This is a genomic window from Capnocytophaga felis, assembly GCF_009684755.1.
In the GTDB taxonomy this organism is placed as follows: Bacteria; Bacteroidota; Bacteroidia; order Flavobacteriales; family Flavobacteriaceae; genus Capnocytophaga; species Capnocytophaga felis.
This window is the reverse complement of sequence record NZ_BLBC01000012.1, coordinates 63,872-82,911: the sequence shown is the minus strand read 5'-3', so window position 1 is coordinate 82,911 and position 19,040 is coordinate 63,872. Positions and strand designations below refer to the sequence as shown.

Genomic DNA, 19,040 nt, shown 5'->3' with positions numbered 1-19,040 from the left:
TTATCTGCATTATTTATCATTATCCATCAACTTGAACGCAACCGATTGCACCAATGACAAACAAAGACTAAAAAGTAAAGCACCAAAAAATCCGCTTACCTCAAAACCACGTACCAATTCTGCAGCTAACAGAATAATCACTGCATTGATAACAAACAGAAAAAGACCTAACGTAATGATTGTGATAGGAATAGAAATAATCTGTAAAACAGGCTTTACCAAAACATTTAAAATGGATAGCACAAAAGCTACCAAAATAGCTGAAAAATAGTCCGAAATTTCGGCAACGGGAAGAATATTTCCCAATAAAAATACAATAACAGCCGTGATAAGTAAACTTACAACATACTTCATAATCAAATATTTTTTAGTTTAAGAATTGAAAAACCTCAAAGTTCTTGCCAAAAATTCGGTTGGATTTTGAGCGTGAAGCCAATGTCCTGATTTTGAAATCATATCAATTTCTGCATTCGGGAAATGAGCTTTTATAAGTGATTCGTCTTCAGGCATTACATATTCTGAAAATTCACCTTTTAAGAATAGCGTTCTTCCTGAAAAGGTATTTTTTTCAGGCAACTCCACACCAATTTCGGATTCATTTTCCATCAAAGCCTCCAAATTCATTCGCAATCCTAATTTCTCACGAGTTTTCCAATACAAATTTTTTAGCAAAAACTGACGAACTGAAGCATCACTAACATACAAAGACAATTGACTATCAGCCTCAGAACGCGATTTAACCACTTCGAAATCAATAGAATTCAATCCTTCTAAAATTCCGTTGTGATGTGGCGGATAATATTTTGGTGCAATATCGGCTACAACCAACGACTTAATCATTTGCGGATTTTCCGTAGCGAAAAGCATTGCTGTTTTTCCTCCCATTGAATGTCCCATCAAATCAAATTCAGAAATGGATTTTGATTGTGCATACACCTTTAAATCCTGAGCTAAAACAGGGTAGTTAAACTCCTCTGAATGAAAACTATGACCGTGATTTCGTTGGTCAATCAGATGTACTTGAAACCCTTCTTCGGCATATTTGATTCCCAAAGTTTTCCAATTATCGGACATTCCTAAAAAACCGTGCAAAATAAAAAGAGGCTTGCCCTGACCAATAACCTGTGAATGTAATATCTTCATCAGTAAACAGCTAAAATTATATTATTTTTCAAACTCTGCAAAGATAGGAAATAATTAACAATCAGCAATTAACATTAAAAAAAATATTTTGTGCAACTTTTTTTGTAAATTATGGGTCAAAAAATCAACTTTGGAACGATTTTAGCTATGAAAAATATATAAAATTAACGACCTCTTATGAAACAATTAGTACTTTTTATCATCGGGACATTTTTGCTAATTTCCTGCCAAAATACATCAAACAAAAATAAAAACAACGGGGAGATTTATCTGCCTCAATCCAACGGACAAATAAATTCGCTTGCCGTAGTGATAGACAACACTTTATGGAAAGGCTCGGTAGGAGACACTATTCGTAAATACTTTGCTTCGCCAGTGGACGGACTTTCCACAGAAGAACCCATTTTTTCGCTACATCAAATTCCGCCACAAATTTTTACTGATAATACCCGAAATAGCAGAAATATCCTAATCATAGAGAAAGACTCCATCAATAACGTGGTAATAAAAGAAAACCTTTTTGCCAAACCTCAGCGAATTGGCGTAATTCGAGGAAGAACAAACCGTGATATTACGTGCGAAATTCAGGAACATTTTGCAAAAATCGTCAGAGAATTTAAAGAAAATGATATTAGAGAAAATCAACTTCGCTTCCAAAAATCTCTGAATAAAGAAAAAGATATTGAAGAAAAATTAGGTTTTAAACTGACAATGCCTTCCGTTTATAAAATTGTAAAAAAAGAAAACAATTTCTTTTGGATAGAACGACAAATCAAAGGAGGGACAGCCAATATCATCATTTACGAAATGCCTCCTAACAGCATTCCTGAGGGCGATGCCCGTTCCGAAGGAATTGTTAAAATGCGAGATTCCATCGGGAAACGCTATATCCCTGGAAGAGAGGAAGGAATGTATATGGTTTCGGAATCTGCTTTCGCACCAAGCATTTATAACACTACAATTAAAGACCGAAAAACTATTGAAAGCAAAGGCTTATGGGAAGTTAAAAATTTCCTATTGGGAGGTCCTTACATAAATTACATTATAGAAGATAAACCCAATAACCGATTAGTAGTTGTTGAAGGCTTTGTATCGGCTCCTATGACCGAAAAAAGAGATTATCTATTTGAATTAGAATCTATTATAAAATCTATTACATTTGTAAAATAATTATTGGTGGTTAAATAAAAAATGGGAGTCCTGAATTTTTGGCTCCCATTTTTTTTATTTTTCAAATTTTAGTTTGGCATCATTCTCACATAACGGATATAACCTTTCCCGTTAACTTTGCTTTTTACACTTTCAGAAGTGAGTTCAAATTCCACATCTGTTGCGTAATATTTTTGATCTTCAACCGCAGTTTCAAAACGAATTTTATATCCTTTATCAATCTTATCGTCTTCAATTTCAATAACCTTAACTGCTCTCTCTCCTCCGCTGATTGTAGCTCCTGTAATAGCATCAATGGTTTCACGCTTGCCATAAAACTTCCACCATTCAATCAAATCGCTATACCATTCGGGGTCATCTCCCAAAACTTGCAACGTTTTTTCATATTTCCCTTGCGGATTGATTAACGAAGCCACAATGTAAGCTCCCTCACCGTCATAATTTGTAAGCTGAATCATACATTTATACTTGGTGGAAGGTTGTTGTTTTGTAAAAGAAAAACCAACAAAAATAACTGCTAAAATCCATAAAAAGTATTTGATTTTCATATATTTCTATTTTAAAAAATTAATATTCTTCCCTTTTAAAGCCTCATTCTCTTTGGCTAAATCATACACGTTTTCGTCAAAATCTGTTGTAATGGTTTTGTCTGCACCTTTTTCTATCAAGAATTTTATTATGTCAAAATCCTTAGCTATCATCACGGCTTTGTGCAGTGGCGTAAGTCCGTCTTGATTTTTTGCATTGATGTCAATATTCAATGAGGCTACTTTTTGTAATAAATTTAAGTCTCCTTTATCGACTGCCAAATGATACAAATTATTCCCTTTTGCCTGATTTTGAGTAAAATTCAATCCGTTTTCGGCTAAAATAGTCCACTTTTCGTCAAATTTTTTAGCTTCTCTTGGCACATAGCTATCTAACAAATAATAAACTAATGAATTTCCTTTGGAATCTTTAATATTTATGTCTGCACCCTTTTTAATCAGAAAAGAAACTACATCAGGAATATTTCTGCTAACAGCCAAAGTTAAAGCTGAACGTCCTTGATTATCAACCTCATTTATATTAGATGTTTTATCTGCCAAAAGAGAAACAACCTCAAGCGTATTTCTGGAAGAAGCATTAATCAAAGGTGTATTCCCTTCCTTATCTGATTGATTTACAGAATTTCCTTTGCTAATAAAATGATTTATCACAGCAAGTTCCTTATGACGACCTGAAAGTATAAAAAGAGGCGTTAATCCTTGCTTATCTTTTTGGTTAGGATTAACTCCCAAACTTTCAATATATTTAAAAAATTCTAAGTCATTGACTTTCATTCTCAAGCCTTCAGCCGCTGCAAACATCAAATTCTGTCCTTTATTGTTTAATATCTTTGGACTTAATCCTTTTTCAATCAACTGACCAATTACTTTTTTATTCCCATTTCTTGCAGCATAGAAAATAGCATTATCTCCGTTATTATCAACACTTTTAAGCGACAATCCTTTTCTTGTAAAATATTGAGCTTCTTTCAAATCTTTCATATGTGGAATTGCCAAAAGCAATGCATTAGCCCCGTTTTCATTTTTCTCCTTGATGTCCGCACCTTTTTTTATCAGAATATCATAAAGTTCGGGATTTATGTTTCCGCGTACAGCAGCAAAAAGAAGAGGCGTGTACAAATGGGAATCTTTTACATTCACATCTGCTCCCTTTTGCAATAAGTAGTTGATTAACGGCAAATTATTTTGAAATGCTGCCCAGAATAAATAAGTGCGTTTATCGTGTGTAAGTTTATTAATTTCATTTCCTTTTAAAGAAAGTAAAAAAAGTATGGTTTCATAAGGAGCTCCGTTATTAATTGCCAACGAAACAGCATCATAAGCCCTTTCATTCAACTCAACGGGATTATTTCCTTCTATTATTTTTTGCTTTACTTGTTCAACAGTAGGCTTCGTTTTCCAGTAATCACTACTAAGAAAAATGTTTTTTTGTGCTAATAATAAGCCAGATACAAAAAAACATAAGGAGAAGATAACTTTTTTCATCACCATTCAATTTAAAATTAACGGCACAAATATAGTTATTTAGATTTAATTTAAATATGAATTTGATTTTAATTTATAAGTATGAGAAGATTAAAGCATTACATTTTAGAAAATCTTTCTGCAAAGGCGGTTACATTATGCCAATTGGTGTATTCTATTTCTGCATCGGAATTTGTAGGTCCTTTGGTCATAGTCATAATCAACTTAATGATTAGCTTATCAAAAAAACCATAAATTTTATAATTAATTTTACCTGCAAAAACCTCAACAAGAGTTGGTTTCCACTTTGTTTTATTCAAAAATTTAACCACATACGGATTTGTATCCGCTTGTCTTTTTTCAGCTTTTCGAGCCACTAAATTTACTGAAATAAAAACGGATTTTTTAGTATTCAGAAGCTCGTGATTTTCATCAATTAACTTTACAATATCCTGATTATGTTTACCATACCGAATGCTCGAAGCAAGAATTATTTTATCAAAATCATTGAGATTTTCGCGAAAATCAGCAATAGGGATTATTTCTGCTTTTTGATTTTTTGACAACAAAACCTCCTTGATATGCTCACATATCTTTTTCGTTTGCCCATCTACAGAAGCATATATAATTACTGATTTTTCCATATATAAATCTTATTTTTATCGTTTTTCCCATCGATGAATCCACGTTGCAAGGGCATAAACCCAAGCATCATCATCGTTCAAGCACGGAATCATTTTAAACTCTTCTCCTCCATTCTCCAAGAACTCTTTTCCGGCTTCCATTTCTATTTCTTCAAGTGTTTCAATACAATCTGCCACAAAAGCGGGTGTTATCACGGCTAATTTTCTCACTCCATTTCGGGCAAGCTCCACAACCTTGTCTGATGTGAAAGGTTCTAACCATTTATCCACACCCAAACGCGACTGAAAAGCCTGCGAATACTGGCTTCTGGTCAATTGTAAGCGTTCAACCAACTGACGAGTAGTTTCGAAGCAATGTGTTCTGTAACAACGTTCTGCTTCGTCCGATTTTGGGTCACAACAATATCTTCCCTCAGTGATTTTTTTATGATTATCTGTTTTTACTGTCTTCCACAGATGTCGTTCAGGGACACCGTGATACGAAAAGAGTAAATGGTCAAAATTATAACCATTCAAATGTGTTTTGGTTACTTTTGCCAACGCGTCCACGTACTCAGAACGATTGTAAAAAGCCGGAAATTTCACCAAAGTCATTTCTTTAAACTTCGTTTTGATGAGTTTTTCCGTTAGTACTTCTACAGTTTCCGTAGTTGCCATCGCATATTGCGGATACAGTGGCAACAAAAGAACTTCAGTAACTCCTTTTATTCTAAGTTGTTGCAAACCAAATTCAATACTTGGATTTCCATAACGCATTGCCATTTCCACAGGTACTGAAACTTGCTTCTGCAGTTTGGCTATCAATCGTTTTGTAATAACGATGAGCGGTGAGCCTTCCTCCCACCATATTTTTTTATAGGCTTTCGCTGTTTTTTTAGGTCTTGACCTTAAAATAATTCCACGAACGATAAAAGCTCTCAACAGATATGGGACATCAATAACCCTGCTATCCATCAAAAATTCATCTAAATATCGCCTTACATCAGACACCTTAGTTGAATCGGGAGAACCTAAATTAACCAACAAAACTCCTTTTGACATATAATTACCTTACTTACAAATACAAGGTGCAAATGTACAGAAATTTTGATAACTCTCCATCTTCAAATACAGAAAAAAGTTATACCAAAATTGATATTACTTATTGATTTTTAATTCCGAATAATAAAACTATCTTTGCCACTTGATTTACAAAATCTTATTCATTTTGTAAACAACTAAATAACAATATTTTAAACACAAAAAAATGATTACAGTAAATAGCTTATGTGTTGAATTTGGAGGCACTACACTTTTCTCTGATGTTTCTTTTGCCATCAATCCAAATGACCGCATTGCTTTAATGGGTAAGAATGGAGCAGGAAAATCCACTTTACTAAAAATCTTAGCCGGAGAACGTGAAGCCACAAGAGGTAACGTTAGTATGCCCAAAGATTTTACAATCGCATATTTGCCACAGCATCTTATTATGGATGATAATTGCACTGTTTTTGAACAAGTTGCAAAGGCTTTCGCTTCTATTCAATCAATGGAAAAACGCATTGAAGAAATCAATCAGGAGCTTACCATTCGCACCGATTATGAATCCGATGAATATATGAAACTCATTGAAGAAGTTTCATCTTTAAGTGAAAAATTTTACGGAATAGAAGACACCAATTTTGAGGAAAAAATCGAGAAAACGCTACTTGGTTTGGGTTTTGCTCGGGAAGATTTTCACCGACAAACCAATGAATTTAGTGGCGGGTGGCGAATGCGTATCGAATTAGGAAAATTATTACTTCAAAACCCTGATTTACTGCTTCTTGACGAACCTACAAATCATCTCGACATTAACTCCATCGAGTGGTTTGAGGATTTTTTGATTAACTCCGCCAAAGCCGTGGTGCTTATCTCGCACGACAGAGCTTTTGTAAACAACGTAACTAATCGCACCATTGAAGTTACAATGGGACGCATTTATGACTACAAAGCGAAATACTCTCATTATCTTGAACTTCGTAAAGAACGACGTGCTCAACAACAAAAACAATACGATGAACAACAAAAAATGATTGCCGAAACAAAAGAATTCATCGAACGTTTCAAAGGCACTTATTCCAAAACCTTACAAGTACAATCAAGAGTAAAAATGCTTGAAAAACTGCAAATTATAGAAGTTGACCAAGAAGACACCTCTGCCCTGAAATTAAAATTTCCTCCTTCGCCTCGTTCGGGAAATTATCCTGTCACAGCCGAAGATTTGGAAAAAACCTACGGTGAAAAGCAAATTTTTTCAAACGTAAATTTCACCATCAAACGAGGCGAAAAAGTAGCCTTTGTTGGGCGAAACGGCGAGGGAAAATCAACGCTTGTAAGATGTATTATGCAAGAAATTGACCACGGCGGAACGCTCTCATTAGGTCATAATGTTCAGATTGGTTATTTTGCTCAAAATCAAGCTTCCTTGTTAAACGGAGAACTTTCTGTCTTTCAAACAATTGATAATATTGCTGTTGGAGACATACGCACCAAAATACGCGATATTTTAGGAGCTTTTATGTTTAACAAAGAAGAAAGCGAAAAGAAAGTAAAAGTACTTTCCGGCGGTGAGCGAACTCGGCTTGCGATGATAAAACTCCTGCTTGAACCCGTAAATTTACTCATCTTGGACGAGCCTACAAATCACCTTGATATGCGTACCAAAGATATTCTAAAACAGGCTCTTTTGGATTTTGACGGAACGCTCATCGTAGTTTCACACGACCGTGATTTTCTGGACGGGCTTGTAACCAAAGTGTATGAGTTTGGAGGAGGAAAAGTAACGGAACACTTGGAAGATATTTATGGTTTCTTACAGAAGAAAAAAATGGAAAACTTACGAGAAATAGAAAAATAGAATCCTTAAAAAAACAGAAAACATCTGGGAATTAACTCTCAGATGTTTTTTTATTTTAACTTTCTCAAAAAGAGAATTTTTTATAGTACTAAAAAGGAATGTCATCTATGTTTTGGTTTGAAAAATTGGGAGGAGCATCTCCAAAAGCTTCTTGTGCTGATGGCAATTTGGAAACGTCAAAATCATCGTTCATTTTCGAGCCAATTTCTTGTGTAAAAGACTGGAATCCGGAACTATCAAACTCATCTAAATTGTCAAATTTACCAAACTGACCCAAGAATTTCAAACGAATGTTATCCAATCCGCCATTTCGGTGTTTGGCAACAATAAATTCCCCTTGATTTTCAGTCGGAGATTGAGACTCATCATCCCATTCCGTAATTTTATAATACTCAGGACGATATATAAAAGACACAATATCAGCATCTTGCTCAATAGCTCCCGATTCACGTAAGTCTGACAGTTGAGGACGCTTATGACCAGGACGTGATTCCACATTACGCGATAACTGCGAAAGAGCAATCACAGGAATATCCAACTCTTTCGCCAAAGCTTTCAAATTTCGGGAGATAGTTGAAATTTCTTGTTCCCGATTTCCTACACCTTTTGTTCCTCCTGCCGTCATAAGTTGCAAATAATCAATGATTATCAGCTTTATTCCATATTGAGAGGAAAGTCGGCGTGCTTTTGCCCGTAAATCAAATATTGATATCGAAGGTGTATCATCAATATAGAGCGGTGCTTTTTCAAGGTCTTTCACTCTGGTACTCAGTACGTGCCATTCGTGAGGCTCTAATTTTCCTGTACGCAATTTTTCGGAAGAAAGCCCCGTTTCGGAAGAAATCAAACGTGTAATCAACTGAACGGAAGACATTTCCAATGAAAAGAAAGCCACCGGAATCCCTTGTCCTACCGCAATATTCCGTGCCATAGAAAGTGTCAAAGCCGTTTTCCCCATACCCGGACGTGCCGCAATAATGATAAGGTCACTCGCTTGCCAACCCGACGTAAGTTGATCTAACTTGGTAAATCCGGAAGGAACGCCACTGAAACCATCGGTTTTGTTAGAAAGGTCTTGAATTTTTTTTAAGGCTTTGATAACCAAATCTCCAGCCGATTCACTTGAGCGTTTCAAATTTCCTTGTGTAACTTCGTAAAGTTTCGACTCGGCAGAATCCAACAAATCAAAAACATCTTTGGTTTCATCATACGCATCTTCAATTACTTCCGATGAAATTTGAATCAATCGGCGTTGAATGAATTTCTGCATAATAATGCGTGCGTGAAACTCAATATGTGCCGATGATGACACGCGTTGTGTAAGCTGAATCAAATAAAATTCGCCACCAACAGCTTCCAAATTTCCATTTTTACGAAGCTGTTCCATAACTGTTAATAAGTCAATAGGTTGCGACTGTTGAAAAAGTTCAAAAATAGCTTGGTAAATAAGTTGGTGTTGTTTTCGATAAAAAACCTCAGGGCTGAGTACATCAATAACATCATCAACTCCCTTTTTGTCAATCATCATCGCCCCAAGTACAACCTGCTCTATATTAACATCTTGCGGAGGTATTTTTCCTCGCTCCAAATTAATCATAGCAGGGCTTGGTGTGGTTTCTATCTGTAAAGATGGATATGTTTGTGCTTCTTTCATAGTGCGAAATTAGGAAAAAAAACGATTCTTTGAAAAAGATATGTGAACACCCATTGTTAATATACTGTTGATAACCTGTTTACAAATGACACAAAAACAGTACAAATCCTGACTATCAAGAGGCAGGAAAAATACAAATTCAAGCAAAGTATTTTTGATAACTATTTTTCTAATGAAAACTTTCTGTTTTTACAAAAGAAATCACTTTTTTGAAATTGTGCGGAGTGCTTTCTTAATGATATATTGTGTATTTTTTGTTGAACTTTCTTTTTCCCAACGTTCACAAAGTTGCGTAACAAAATCGGGGCGGGTTTTAGAAGCATCATTCAACCAATTTCCCACACTATCTCTCACATATTTGGAAGAATCGGATTTCAGTCTTTCCAAAATAGGCAGTGCCAATTGAGGTTTTTCTTTCAACTCATCAATGTGTGAGCACCAAACACCCCTCGGACGAATGGATTCCGTACAAAAACGGCGAATGTTTTCATTTTCACTCTCTGCCCAATTTAATAAAATTTTTATAGAAGACTCAAGATTTTCACTAATATCTTTGCGTAACGCCATCCACACAACTTCACGAACACCAAAATGCGTATCAGCGACCAATGGTTTCAATTTTAAAAGCTTATTTTTCAAAGAGATAGAATCATTCAAAGCTAAAAAATAAGTTGCATAACAACGTACTGAATCCGAAAGATGCGAACCGAGTTTTTCAAACAACAAAGCGTACTGTTCAGAATTTGCATACCCATCATAAAGAACTGAACCCACAATTTTTATACTATTCATTGCCGAGGCTTTTTCTGTTGTTTCAGCTTTGAAACAACTTCGCTTATAACTTCCTCAGAAATAACCATTTCAGGAAAAACCGAAGCTATCAAAATTGTATGATTAATAGCCAACCATTCAGTCAGATTAACCGTTTCAATGTGTCCTAAGTTAAGCAATCGCATAACCTCTGTGGGAATATTTTCAATTTTCGTTGCTCCCTTTCTGTTTAAAATTTCAGAAGTTAGGTTTACTTTATTTTTCATTTAGTACTCTACTCATTTTGGGGAAATTCTTATAAAAAAGGTTGCCATATTTAAGACAACCTTTCGTAATTTTATTATTTGTAAACTCCCATATTCAGATATTTATCCATTCTTTTTTCAACGAGTTTCTCTGGCGGAAGTTTCTTCAATTCTTCATATGTTTCCAAAATTACTTTTCTGACAGTGAGGAATGTAGTTTCTCTATCACGGTGAGCTCCTCCGAGAGGTTCTTTGATGATTTCATCAATCAGTTTGAGTTTTTTCATATCGGGAGCCGTGAGCTTGAGTGCTTCGGCAGCCTCTTTTTTATACTCCCAACTTCTCCAAAGAATAGACGAACAAGATTCAGGAGATATCACTGAATACCAAGTGTTTTCAAGCATATACACGCGGTCGCCTATCCCGATACCCAAAGCTCCGCCTGAGGCTCCTTCACCGATAATAAACACAATTACCGGAACTTTCAATCGGGACATTTCCAATATGTTACGAGCAATTGCCTCACCTTGACCACGTTCTTCAGCTTCAATTCCCGGAAACGCACCCGGCGTATCTACCAAACAAACGATAGGAATCCCGAACTTCTCCGCCGATTTCATCAAACGCAACGCTTTGCGGTAGCCCTCAGGATTCGCCATTCCAAAATTACGGTACTGACGCATCTTGGTATTTACTCCCTTTTGTTGTCCTACAAACAAGAAACTTTGGTTGTCAATCTTTCCAAAACCAGCTATCATCGCCTTATCGTCCTTTACGGTTCTATCCCCGTGAAGTTCCAAAAACGTGTCTCCGCAAAGAGCTCTGATATAATCAAGTGTGTAAGGTCTGTCCAAGTGGCGGGAAATTTGAACACGTTGCCAAGGTGTCAAATTACTGTAAATTTCTTTCTTTGTTTGGTTGAGCTTTTTTTCAATCTTCTTGCAAGCATCGGTCATATCTACATTACTTTCATCACCGATAAGAGCACACTTCTGCATTTGCTCCTCCAATTCTTTGATTGGTAATTCAAAATCTAAATATTCCATAAGGTCGTTTGTTTTGACTTATATTCGAGCAAAAGTACAAATTTTTACAATTGAAAAACATCTTTACAGCAAATATTTTCTCGAATTAGATATTGAAATTAACAACTAACTAACTAACAAGCATTTAAATAATAAACACAACAATTCATTAATACGTTCTGTTTCTGTGTTCTTTTCCTCTTTATGCTTCCTTTCTATTTGTAACAAAACTTTTACAGCTACTAATTTCGCTTTTTTGTAAAAAAAACTATCTTTGCCCTTAAATTCAGTCTAAATTAAAAACCCTTATGGACAAGGTTTCAACCAAAGGCAAACTCACCATTTCCCAGCTGAAAAAAGGCGAAAAGGGAATCATAAAAAACATTGATATTGAGAACATTCCGTTAAAACTGATAGAATTGGGATGTTTTGTGGGCAGCGAGGTAGAAGTTATTCAAAAGGCTTCTTTCGGTGATCCTATTTATGTGAATATGAACAACTCGTACCTTTCCATACGCAAAGAAATGGCTTCACTAATTGAAATTGAGAAATTACAATGATGAGAGATATAAAAGTAGCCCTTATCGGAAATCCGAATACGGGAAAGACTTCCATTTTTAATGCACTTACAGGATTAAACCAAAAGGTGGGGAACTATCCTGGAATCACAGTCGAAAAAAAAATAGGATACTGCAAACTCACTAACAATGTCAAAGCTAAAATCATTGACTTACCAGGCACGTACAGCCTCAACGCCAATTCAATGGATGAGCGTGTCGCAGTGAATATTCTTCTAAATAAGAATGAAGAACTTTATCCCGATGTGGTTGCCGTTATTACCGATGTTGAAAATTTAAAACAAAATTTGCTCATATTTACACAAATAAAAGACCTTAATCTACCTACGGTTTTGGTTGTGAATATGGCAGACCAAATACAGCGAAAAGGCATCAAAATTGACATTCCTGCACTTGAAACGGAGCTGAAAACCAAAGTAATACTCACCAGTACACGCACACGTAAAGGGCTTGATGAACTAAAAAACGCTTTGGCAAACTACCGAGAACTCTCTGCTGAAACTTTTCTTGATGTCAATCGGTTGGATGCATCATATTTCCAGAACCTAAACACGCTATTTCCCAAAGAAAACGCTTACAAACTCTGGCTCATCATTTCACACAATGTAGATTTCATCGAAAGTCATAAAGAGATTGACCTTACGGGCATAAAAAACACCAAAAGCGAGAGCGAAATCAAACGGATGAAGCAACGGGAAACCATCTTGCGGTATCAAAAAATTAACGAAGTGCTTAAAAAAACTTATTCGGTAAGTCTGTCTGAAGCCAAAACATTGCGAGCAAAATTAGACAAGGTGCTTCTTCACAATTTTTTCGGATACGTAATCTTTGCAATGGTGTTACTACTTGTGTTCCAAGCCGTGTACGACTGGAGCAGTTACCCAATGGATTGGATTGAAAGTTCCTTAGAAAAATTCACAAGCTGGACGGCAGAAAAACTTCCGGAAGGAGCATTGACCGAACTACTAACTGAGGGAGTTCTTCCGGGAATTACGGGAATTTTGATTTTTATCCCTCAAATCGCTATTCTTTTCTTCTTTATTTCTTTACTGGAAGAAAGCGGATATATGAGCAGAGTGGTATTTTTGATGGATAATATAATGCGACGTTTCGGGCTCAACGGCAAGAGCGTTGTCCCATTAATATCAGGTGCGGCGTGTGCCATTCCTGCCGTAATGATTGCACGAAACATCGAAAGTTGGAAAGAACGACTTATTACCATTTTGGTAACGCCCTTTATGACGTGTTCCGCTCGGCTACCGGTTTACTTGATTATCATTGCTTTGGTAATTCCCGATGGCGAGTTTCTGTTCATAAGTTATAAAGCTCTTACGTTATTTGCTCTCTATGTTTTAGGCTTTGTCGTGGCGTTGCTTTCGGCTTTTGTACTGGATAAAATGCTTACAATCAAAAAAGGAAAAAGTTTTTTTATAGCCGAAATGCCTAATTATAAAGTCCCTTTGTGGCAAAACGTTGCTATTACCGTTTATGAAAAGACTAAAAGTTTTGTACTGGGAGCAGGGAAAATCATCTTAGCAATTTCTGTAATTCTTTGGTTTTTAGGCTCGCACGGAATGGGTGAAAAGTACAACAATATCGAGAACGAAGCAGCAATTTTGGCTCAACAACATCAATGGGATGAAACTCAAACAGCACATTTCATCGAATCTGCACAATTAGAATATTCGTATCTTGGCTACATCGGCAAGGCAATTGAGCCTGTATTCAAGCCATTGGGCTATGATTGGAAAATAAGCATTGGTGTACTTTCTTCTTTTGCTGCACGTGAAGTTTTTATCAGCACGTTATCATCAATTTACAGTTTGGGCGGTGATTTGGATACGGAAGAAGAGGAAGGCGAACGCACCATTTTGGATAAATTACGAAGCGAAACTCGTCCTGACGGAACGCCCGTTTACACCTTTGCAACAGGCATCTCGCTACTTCTATTTTACGCCTTCGCTATGCAATGTCTCAGCACAATGGCAATAGTACGTCGCGAAACCAACAGTTGGAAGTGGACTGCACTACAATGGTGCTTTATGACGGGCATTGCCTACATTAGTGCGATGTTGGCATATCAACTTTTATAAGCTGTATTTAATAAGTTACTTTTGATACAATAAACCACACTTTATGTACATCTTTAAAGTGTGGTTTTTCTTTGTATATAATAGAAAGAATTTTCTTTAAGCCAAGTCAAAATAACCTCTTACGGTTTCCAATCCATCGCAGTCAAAAAAACTTATGACAATTTTTCCGTAAGTTTTTTAAGAAAAAAGAAAAAAATTCCTCATTTCAATTCGTTTTTACTACCTTTGCAGCCCCAAACAATTTTGCGTGAAGAGAATCATTTTTGGTTGTGTTATAAAAAGTATGATGGCAGTTCTGATTGTCAGGCTGAGCGTAGTCGAAGCCTCGTAATTACAGGGCTTCGACTACGCTCAGCCTGACAAAAAACTTCTTTTTTAAAAGGTATCATACTTTTTACATCACCACCTCATTTTTTAGAATATGAAAAAGATAGAACGAGCGTCAAGACTTTTTGTAGAAATCAGTGAGCTTTTGATAAGCAGTGGGGCGAACACACGTAGAGTTTTACGCAATGTGGAACGCATTGCAGAGGCTCTTGGTTACAATTGTGAGATTTTTTACTCGCATTCGGCAGTGATTATGACCGTTTATGACAAAGTTACGAAGGAGAAAGAAACGTTGGTACGTTCAATTACGCATCACGGAGTAAATTTCAGCGTTGTTTCGGATATTAGTGTGCTTTCGTGGCAAGTGGTAGAAGAGAAACTTTCGATAGAAGAAATTGAAAGAGAGGTAACTCTGATTCAAAACAAGCCGCATTACAATATGTATCTGATGTGGTTCTTCGTGGCTGTGGCAGGCGGAGCTTTGGCTTTTATTTTCGGGGGAAAAAACGGAAGCTATGCTGAATTCGTGATGGCGTTCGTTGCCACATTTGTAGGATTGGCAAGCAGAAGGCTACTGCAACTTCGGAAATTCAATCCGTACATTTGTTGGGCTTGGGCTGCTTTTGTATCGGTTTCGGTGGTCAATACATTCCGATTACTTGGCATTGAACAATATGGCAACGCATTGGCTTCGTGCGTTTTGTGGTTGATTCCGGGAGTACCACTCATTAACGGATTTATCGACATTCTCACCGGAAGTGTCATTTCGGGAGGGGCAAAGCTGTTACATTCGGCAGTGTTAGTTTTTATGATTGCATCAGGTTTTTATATTTCTTTATTTTTATTCGGTTATGAGCTTCTTTGATATTTTATTGGAATTATCGCAGCGTATATTTTGGTCGATGTGGGTTTCTGTCGGATTTTCGATGTTGTTCAATATTCCACGTCGTGCCTTATGGATAACGGGCGTTTTGGGAGGTATCGGCTGGGGAATGAAAGCCATCTTGTTGCATACGTTTATGCACGAACAGGTTGTACTCACATCGTTTATCGCCGCCTGTGCTATTGGATTTTTAGGAATGTACTTTGCCCACAGAGTACATACGCCTCCGGTGGTGTTTACAATTCCGGCTGTAATTAATATGATTCCAGGAAAATATGGATACGAATTTATGATGGGGCTCATCAAACTCGTAACCGTTCAGAGTGGAGAAACTCAGCATACACAAGTTATTTACGATACCATCAAGTTAGGTTTGCAGACTGGTTTTATCACTTTAGGGCTTGCCTTTGGGGTCATTGCTCCAATGTTGCTATTGAATACTTATACCGTTAAAGGTAAAGATTTGCACAAATTCATAGCCAAGAAGATAAAACGAAAAGGTAGCAATAAGTCAAATCTGACAGAAATATAATCCTTTGGAAGTAAAAACGGATGAGTTTTCAGAGAAAATGAAAGAAATACTTTCTGCATTTTTTATTACAAACGAGCGAAAAATCCTCTTAAAAACATTCTGATTTACAGAACAAAAATAAGACTCTTTTTCGTTATCTTTGCAAACGGAGAGCCGGATAAGGGAGCTAAACCGGTGCGTATCTGGTTTTAAGGCAATTGGTCATTCCGATTTTCCACTGCCTGCCTTGTGTTCCAACTTCCATAAATAAAAAAATGAAAACCAAAGAAATACTTATAAAAGGAGCGAAGCTCCACAATTTAAAGGATATCACAGTTGGGATTCCGCGTAACCAATTGGTGGTGATTACGGGTTTGTCGGGTTCGGGCAAATCCAGCTTGGCTTTTGACACGCTCTACGCCGAAGGGCAACGCCGATACGTGGAAAGCCTCTCCTCCTACGCACGTCAATTTTTAGGAAGACTTGATAAACCCAAAGTCGATAATATCGTAGGAATTGCTCCGGCTATTGCCATTGAGCAGAAAGTCAATACTTCCAATCCACATTCTACCGTAGGGACATCCACCGAAATCTATGATTATCTGAAACTTTTATTCGCCCGCATCGGGAAGACGTACTCGCCCATTTCTGGAAAAGAGGTAAAAAAACATTCCGTTAGTGATGTGGTTGATGCGGTTTTGAACTATCCCGAACGCACGAAATTACTGCTTTTGGCTCCCGTATATATTGCCGAAGGCAGAAAAACGCCCCAAGTACTCCAATTATTATTACAGCAAGGATATGTCCGCATTCAGCATAAAGGCGAAATTATCCGCATTGATGAAGCCGATTTAAACAGTATCGACAGTGATTTTCTGCTGGTTATCGACCGAATTATTGTACAACACGATGAAGATTTTAGCCATCGGTTAGCAGATGCTGTCGATACCGCTTTTTTTGAAGGAAAAGGCGAGTGCATCATTGAAGAAGTTGAAACTCAAAACAAACAGACATTCAGTAATAAATTTGAGTTGGACGGAATTGAATTTTCCGAACCGAACGTACATCTGTTCAGCTTCAACAATCCGTACGGAGCTTGCCCAAAGTGCGACGGATATGGCGACACCATCGGACTTGACGAAGAACTAATTGTCCCAAATACAGCTCTTTCCGTGTATGATAATTGCATCTATCCGTGGCGGGGCGAAGCGATGAGTTGGTATCGCGACCAGCTGGTTTTGAACGCCTATAAGTTCGATTTTCCCATTCACAAGCCGTGGTTTGAACTCACGAAAGAGCAAAAAAAATTGGTTTGGGAAGGCAATAAATTTTTTACCGGACTGACGGATTTTTTCAAAGAACTGGAAGAAAAAAGTTACAAAATACAGAATCGGGTGATGCTGGCACGCTATCGCGGAAAAACTAAATGTAACGAATGCGACGGAAAACGCTTACGCAAAGAAGCTGATTATGTAAAGATTAACGGAAAAAGTATTTCAGATTTGGTGGATATTTCCGTAGAGGAATTACAAATTTTTTTCAAAGAATTACAACTTTCCGACAACGAAAAAAACATTGCTCGTCGTTTGCTTCTTGAAATCGAAAATCGATTGCAGTTTCTTGCCGACGTTGGGCTGAACTATCTGACTCTCAACCGAAAATCAAACACACTCTCAGGTGGGGAAAGCCAACGTATCAATTTGGCAACTTCACTGGGAAGCAGTCTGGTAGGTTCAATGTATATTTTGGACGAACCAAGCATTGGTCTGCATCCGAAAGACACCGAAAAGCTCATCGGCGTACTCAAATCATTGCGTGATTTGGGCAATACCGTTATTGTGGTGGAACACGACGAAGACATTATGAAAGCCGCCGACTACATTATTGATATTGGTCCCGAAGCCGGAACGCACGGTGGCGAAGTGGTGGCAAAAGGCACGTATGACGAAATCCTCAGAGTAGATTCCCTCACAGGCAAATACCTCAGCGGACGAATGCAAATCGAACTTCCGAAAGAAAGACGCACCTCTCCGCATTACATCACGCTTCTTGGTTGTCGGGAAAACAACCTGAAAAACATTGATGTTACACTTCCGTTGGATATGCTCACGGTAGTTACGGGCGTTTCCGGAAGCGGAAAATCCACGCTCATCAAGCGAATTTTGTATCCGGCAATGCTTAAAGAATTGGAGATTAACAGCGAAAAAGCGGGGCAATTCTCAAAAATCGAAGGTAAATACAAGCACATTCAGTCGGTGGAGTTTGTTGACCAAAACCCGATAGGAAAGTCATCTCGCTCCAACCCAATTACCTACATAAAAGCTTATGACGATATTCGGAATTTATTTGCCGCACAAAAACTTTCAAAGTTGCGGAACTTTCAACCGAAACACTTTTCATTCAATGTAGATGGCGGACGTTGTGAGGTCTGCAAAGGCGAAGGCGAAGTTACTATTGAGATGCAATTTATGGCGGACGTGCATCTGCCGTGCGAGGCTTGTGGCGGAAAACGTTTTAAAAAAGAAGTGTTGGAAGTTACTTTTGAAGGAAAATCCATTGACGATTTGTTAAACACCACCATTGATGATGCCATCGTTTTTTTTGAAAAACATAAACAACAGAAAATCATCACAAAACTAAAACCATTACAAGATGTCGGTTTGGGTTATGTTACTCTTGGGCAATCCTCTTCGACGTTATCGGGTGGAGAGGCACAACGCATCAAGTTGGCTTCTTTCTTGGCGAAATCCGAAAGCAAAGAAAAAGTACTTTTCATCTTTGACGAACCTACTACGGGCTTGCATTTTCACGATATTCGCAAGTTATTGACTTCCTTTCAGGCACTTATAGAAAAGGGGCATTCCATTATCGTAATTGAACATAATCTGGAAATGATAAAGTCCGCCGATTATGTGATTGACTTAGGGAAGGACGGTGGCGACAAAGGCGGAAAGATTATCGCACAAGGCACCCCTGAAGAAATCGCCCGAAATACAGATAGCTACACAGGCATATATTTAAAAAAAGTGATGCAATCCTGAAAACTCGATAATAACGAAGCCACCCGAAAGGCGGCTTCGTTATTATCAAGTTTTTAATAATCAAT

15 protein-coding genes and 1 pseudogene are annotated in these 19,040 nt (G+C 37.3%); 7 read left to right on the top strand and 9 right to left on the bottom strand.

Annotation, left to right across the window (positions count from 1 at the left end):
- Positions 1-9: 9 nt before the first annotated feature.
- Both GN105_RS09775 and GN105_RS09770 read right to left on the bottom strand, forming a co-directional pair.
- Positions 10-354: a phage holin family protein gene (locus GN105_RS09775; RefSeq protein ID WP_155285211.1), complete on the bottom strand. Its 345-nt coding sequence runs from the start codon at positions 352-354 to the stop codon at positions 10-12.
- A gap of 18 nt (positions 355-372) precedes the next feature.
- Positions 373-1,143 carry an alpha/beta fold hydrolase gene (locus GN105_RS09770; RefSeq protein ID WP_155285210.1) on the bottom strand — a complete coding sequence of 257 codons (771 nt, stop codon included), beginning with the start codon at positions 1,141-1,143 and terminating at the stop codon, positions 373-375.
- A 177-nt stretch (positions 1,144-1,320) separates the two neighbouring features.
- Here GN105_RS09770 and GN105_RS09765 point away from each other — a divergent pair, with 177 nt between their 5' ends.
- The gene (locus tag GN105_RS09765; RefSeq protein ID WP_155285209.1) at positions 1,321-2,313 is read left to right on the top strand and encodes a DUF4837 family protein; all 993 of its coding nucleotides are present in this window, start codon (positions 1,321-1,323) and stop codon (positions 2,311-2,313) included.
- A gap of 68 nt (positions 2,314-2,381) precedes the next feature.
- On the opposite strand, the gene GN105_RS09760 is transcribed toward GN105_RS09765, so the two are convergent.
- The 4 genes from GN105_RS09760 to hemH all read right to left on the bottom strand — a co-directional run bounded on the left by GN105_RS09760 (position 2,382) and on the right by hemH (position 6,010).
- Complete coding sequence (locus GN105_RS09760) at positions 2,382-2,861, bottom strand: DUF2271 domain-containing protein (protein ID WP_155285208.1); 480 nt, start codon at positions 2,859-2,861, stop codon at positions 2,382-2,384.
- Positions 2,862-2,867: 6 nt separating this feature from the next.
- Complete coding sequence (locus tag GN105_RS09755; protein WP_227977401.1) at positions 2,868-4,346, bottom strand: ankyrin repeat domain-containing protein; 1,479 nt, start codon at positions 4,344-4,346, stop codon at positions 2,868-2,870.
- 98 nt (positions 4,347-4,444) lie between these two features.
- Positions 4,445-4,969: a menaquinone-dependent protoporphyrinogen IX dehydrogenase gene (hemG, locus tag GN105_RS09750; RefSeq protein ID WP_155285206.1), complete on the bottom strand. Its 525-nt coding sequence runs from the start codon at positions 4,967-4,969 to the stop codon at positions 4,445-4,447.
- A 15-nt stretch (positions 4,970-4,984) separates the two neighbouring features.
- A complete protein-coding gene (gene hemH / locus GN105_RS09745) occupies positions 4,985-6,010 on the bottom strand; it encodes a ferrochelatase (protein ID WP_155285205.1) in 1,026 nt (341 codons plus the stop codon).
- Between the two features lie 205 nt (positions 6,011-6,215).
- Between hemH and GN105_RS09740 the strand changes: the two genes are divergently transcribed.
- A complete protein-coding gene (locus GN105_RS09740; protein ID WP_155285204.1) occupies positions 6,216-7,847 on the top strand; it encodes an ABC-F family ATP-binding cassette domain-containing protein in 1,632 nt (543 codons plus the stop codon).
- A gap of 88 nt (positions 7,848-7,935) precedes the next feature.
- Here GN105_RS09740 and dnaB read toward each other — a convergent pair whose 3' ends face one another.
- The 3 genes and pseudogenes from dnaB to GN105_RS09725 all read right to left on the bottom strand — a co-directional run bounded on the left by dnaB (position 7,936) and on the right by GN105_RS09725 (position 11,563).
- The gene (gene dnaB / locus GN105_RS09735) at positions 7,936-9,444 is read right to left on the bottom strand and encodes a replicative DNA helicase (RefSeq protein WP_373279400.1); all 1,509 of its coding nucleotides are present in this window, start codon (positions 9,442-9,444) and stop codon (positions 7,936-7,938) included.
- 258 nt (positions 9,445-9,702) lie between these two features.
- Positions 9,703-10,538 (bottom strand): annotated as a pseudogene (locus GN105_RS09730) (DNA alkylation repair protein).
- 74 nt (positions 10,539-10,612) lie between these two features.
- The gene (locus GN105_RS09725; RefSeq protein ID WP_155285202.1) at positions 10,613-11,563 is read right to left on the bottom strand and encodes an acetyl-CoA carboxylase carboxyltransferase subunit alpha; all 951 of its coding nucleotides are present in this window, start codon (positions 11,561-11,563) and stop codon (positions 10,613-10,615) included.
- 287 nt (positions 11,564-11,850) lie between these two features.
- On the opposite strand from GN105_RS09725, the gene GN105_RS09720 reads away from it, so the two are divergent.
- The 5 genes from GN105_RS09720 (at position 11,851) to uvrA (ending at position 18,975) form a co-directional block, all read left to right on the top strand.
- Positions 11,851-12,102 carry a FeoA family protein gene (locus tag GN105_RS09720; protein ID WP_155285201.1) on the top strand — a complete coding sequence of 84 codons (252 nt, stop codon included), beginning with the start codon at positions 11,851-11,853 and terminating at the stop codon, positions 12,100-12,102.
- Entirely contained in the window at positions 12,102-14,213 is a 2,112-nt protein-coding gene (gene feoB / locus GN105_RS09715; protein ID WP_227977403.1) for a ferrous iron transport protein B, read from the top strand. Before GN105_RS09720 ends, feoB begins: the two co-directional genes overlap by 1 nt.
- Positions 14,214-14,634: 421 nt before the next feature.
- Complete coding sequence (locus tag GN105_RS09710; protein WP_155285199.1) at positions 14,635-15,405, top strand: threonine/serine exporter family protein; 771 nt, start codon at positions 14,635-14,637, stop codon at positions 15,403-15,405.
- Entirely contained in the window at positions 15,392-15,955 is a 564-nt protein-coding gene (locus GN105_RS09705) for a threonine/serine exporter family protein (RefSeq protein ID WP_155285198.1), read from the top strand. The genes GN105_RS09710 and GN105_RS09705 overlap by 14 nt, the downstream gene beginning before the upstream one ends.
- A gap of 254 nt (positions 15,956-16,209) precedes the next feature.
- Entirely contained in the window at positions 16,210-18,975 is a 2,766-nt protein-coding gene (gene uvrA, locus GN105_RS09700) for an excinuclease ABC subunit UvrA (protein WP_155285197.1), read from the top strand.
- Positions 18,976-19,040: the final 65 nt, after the last annotated feature.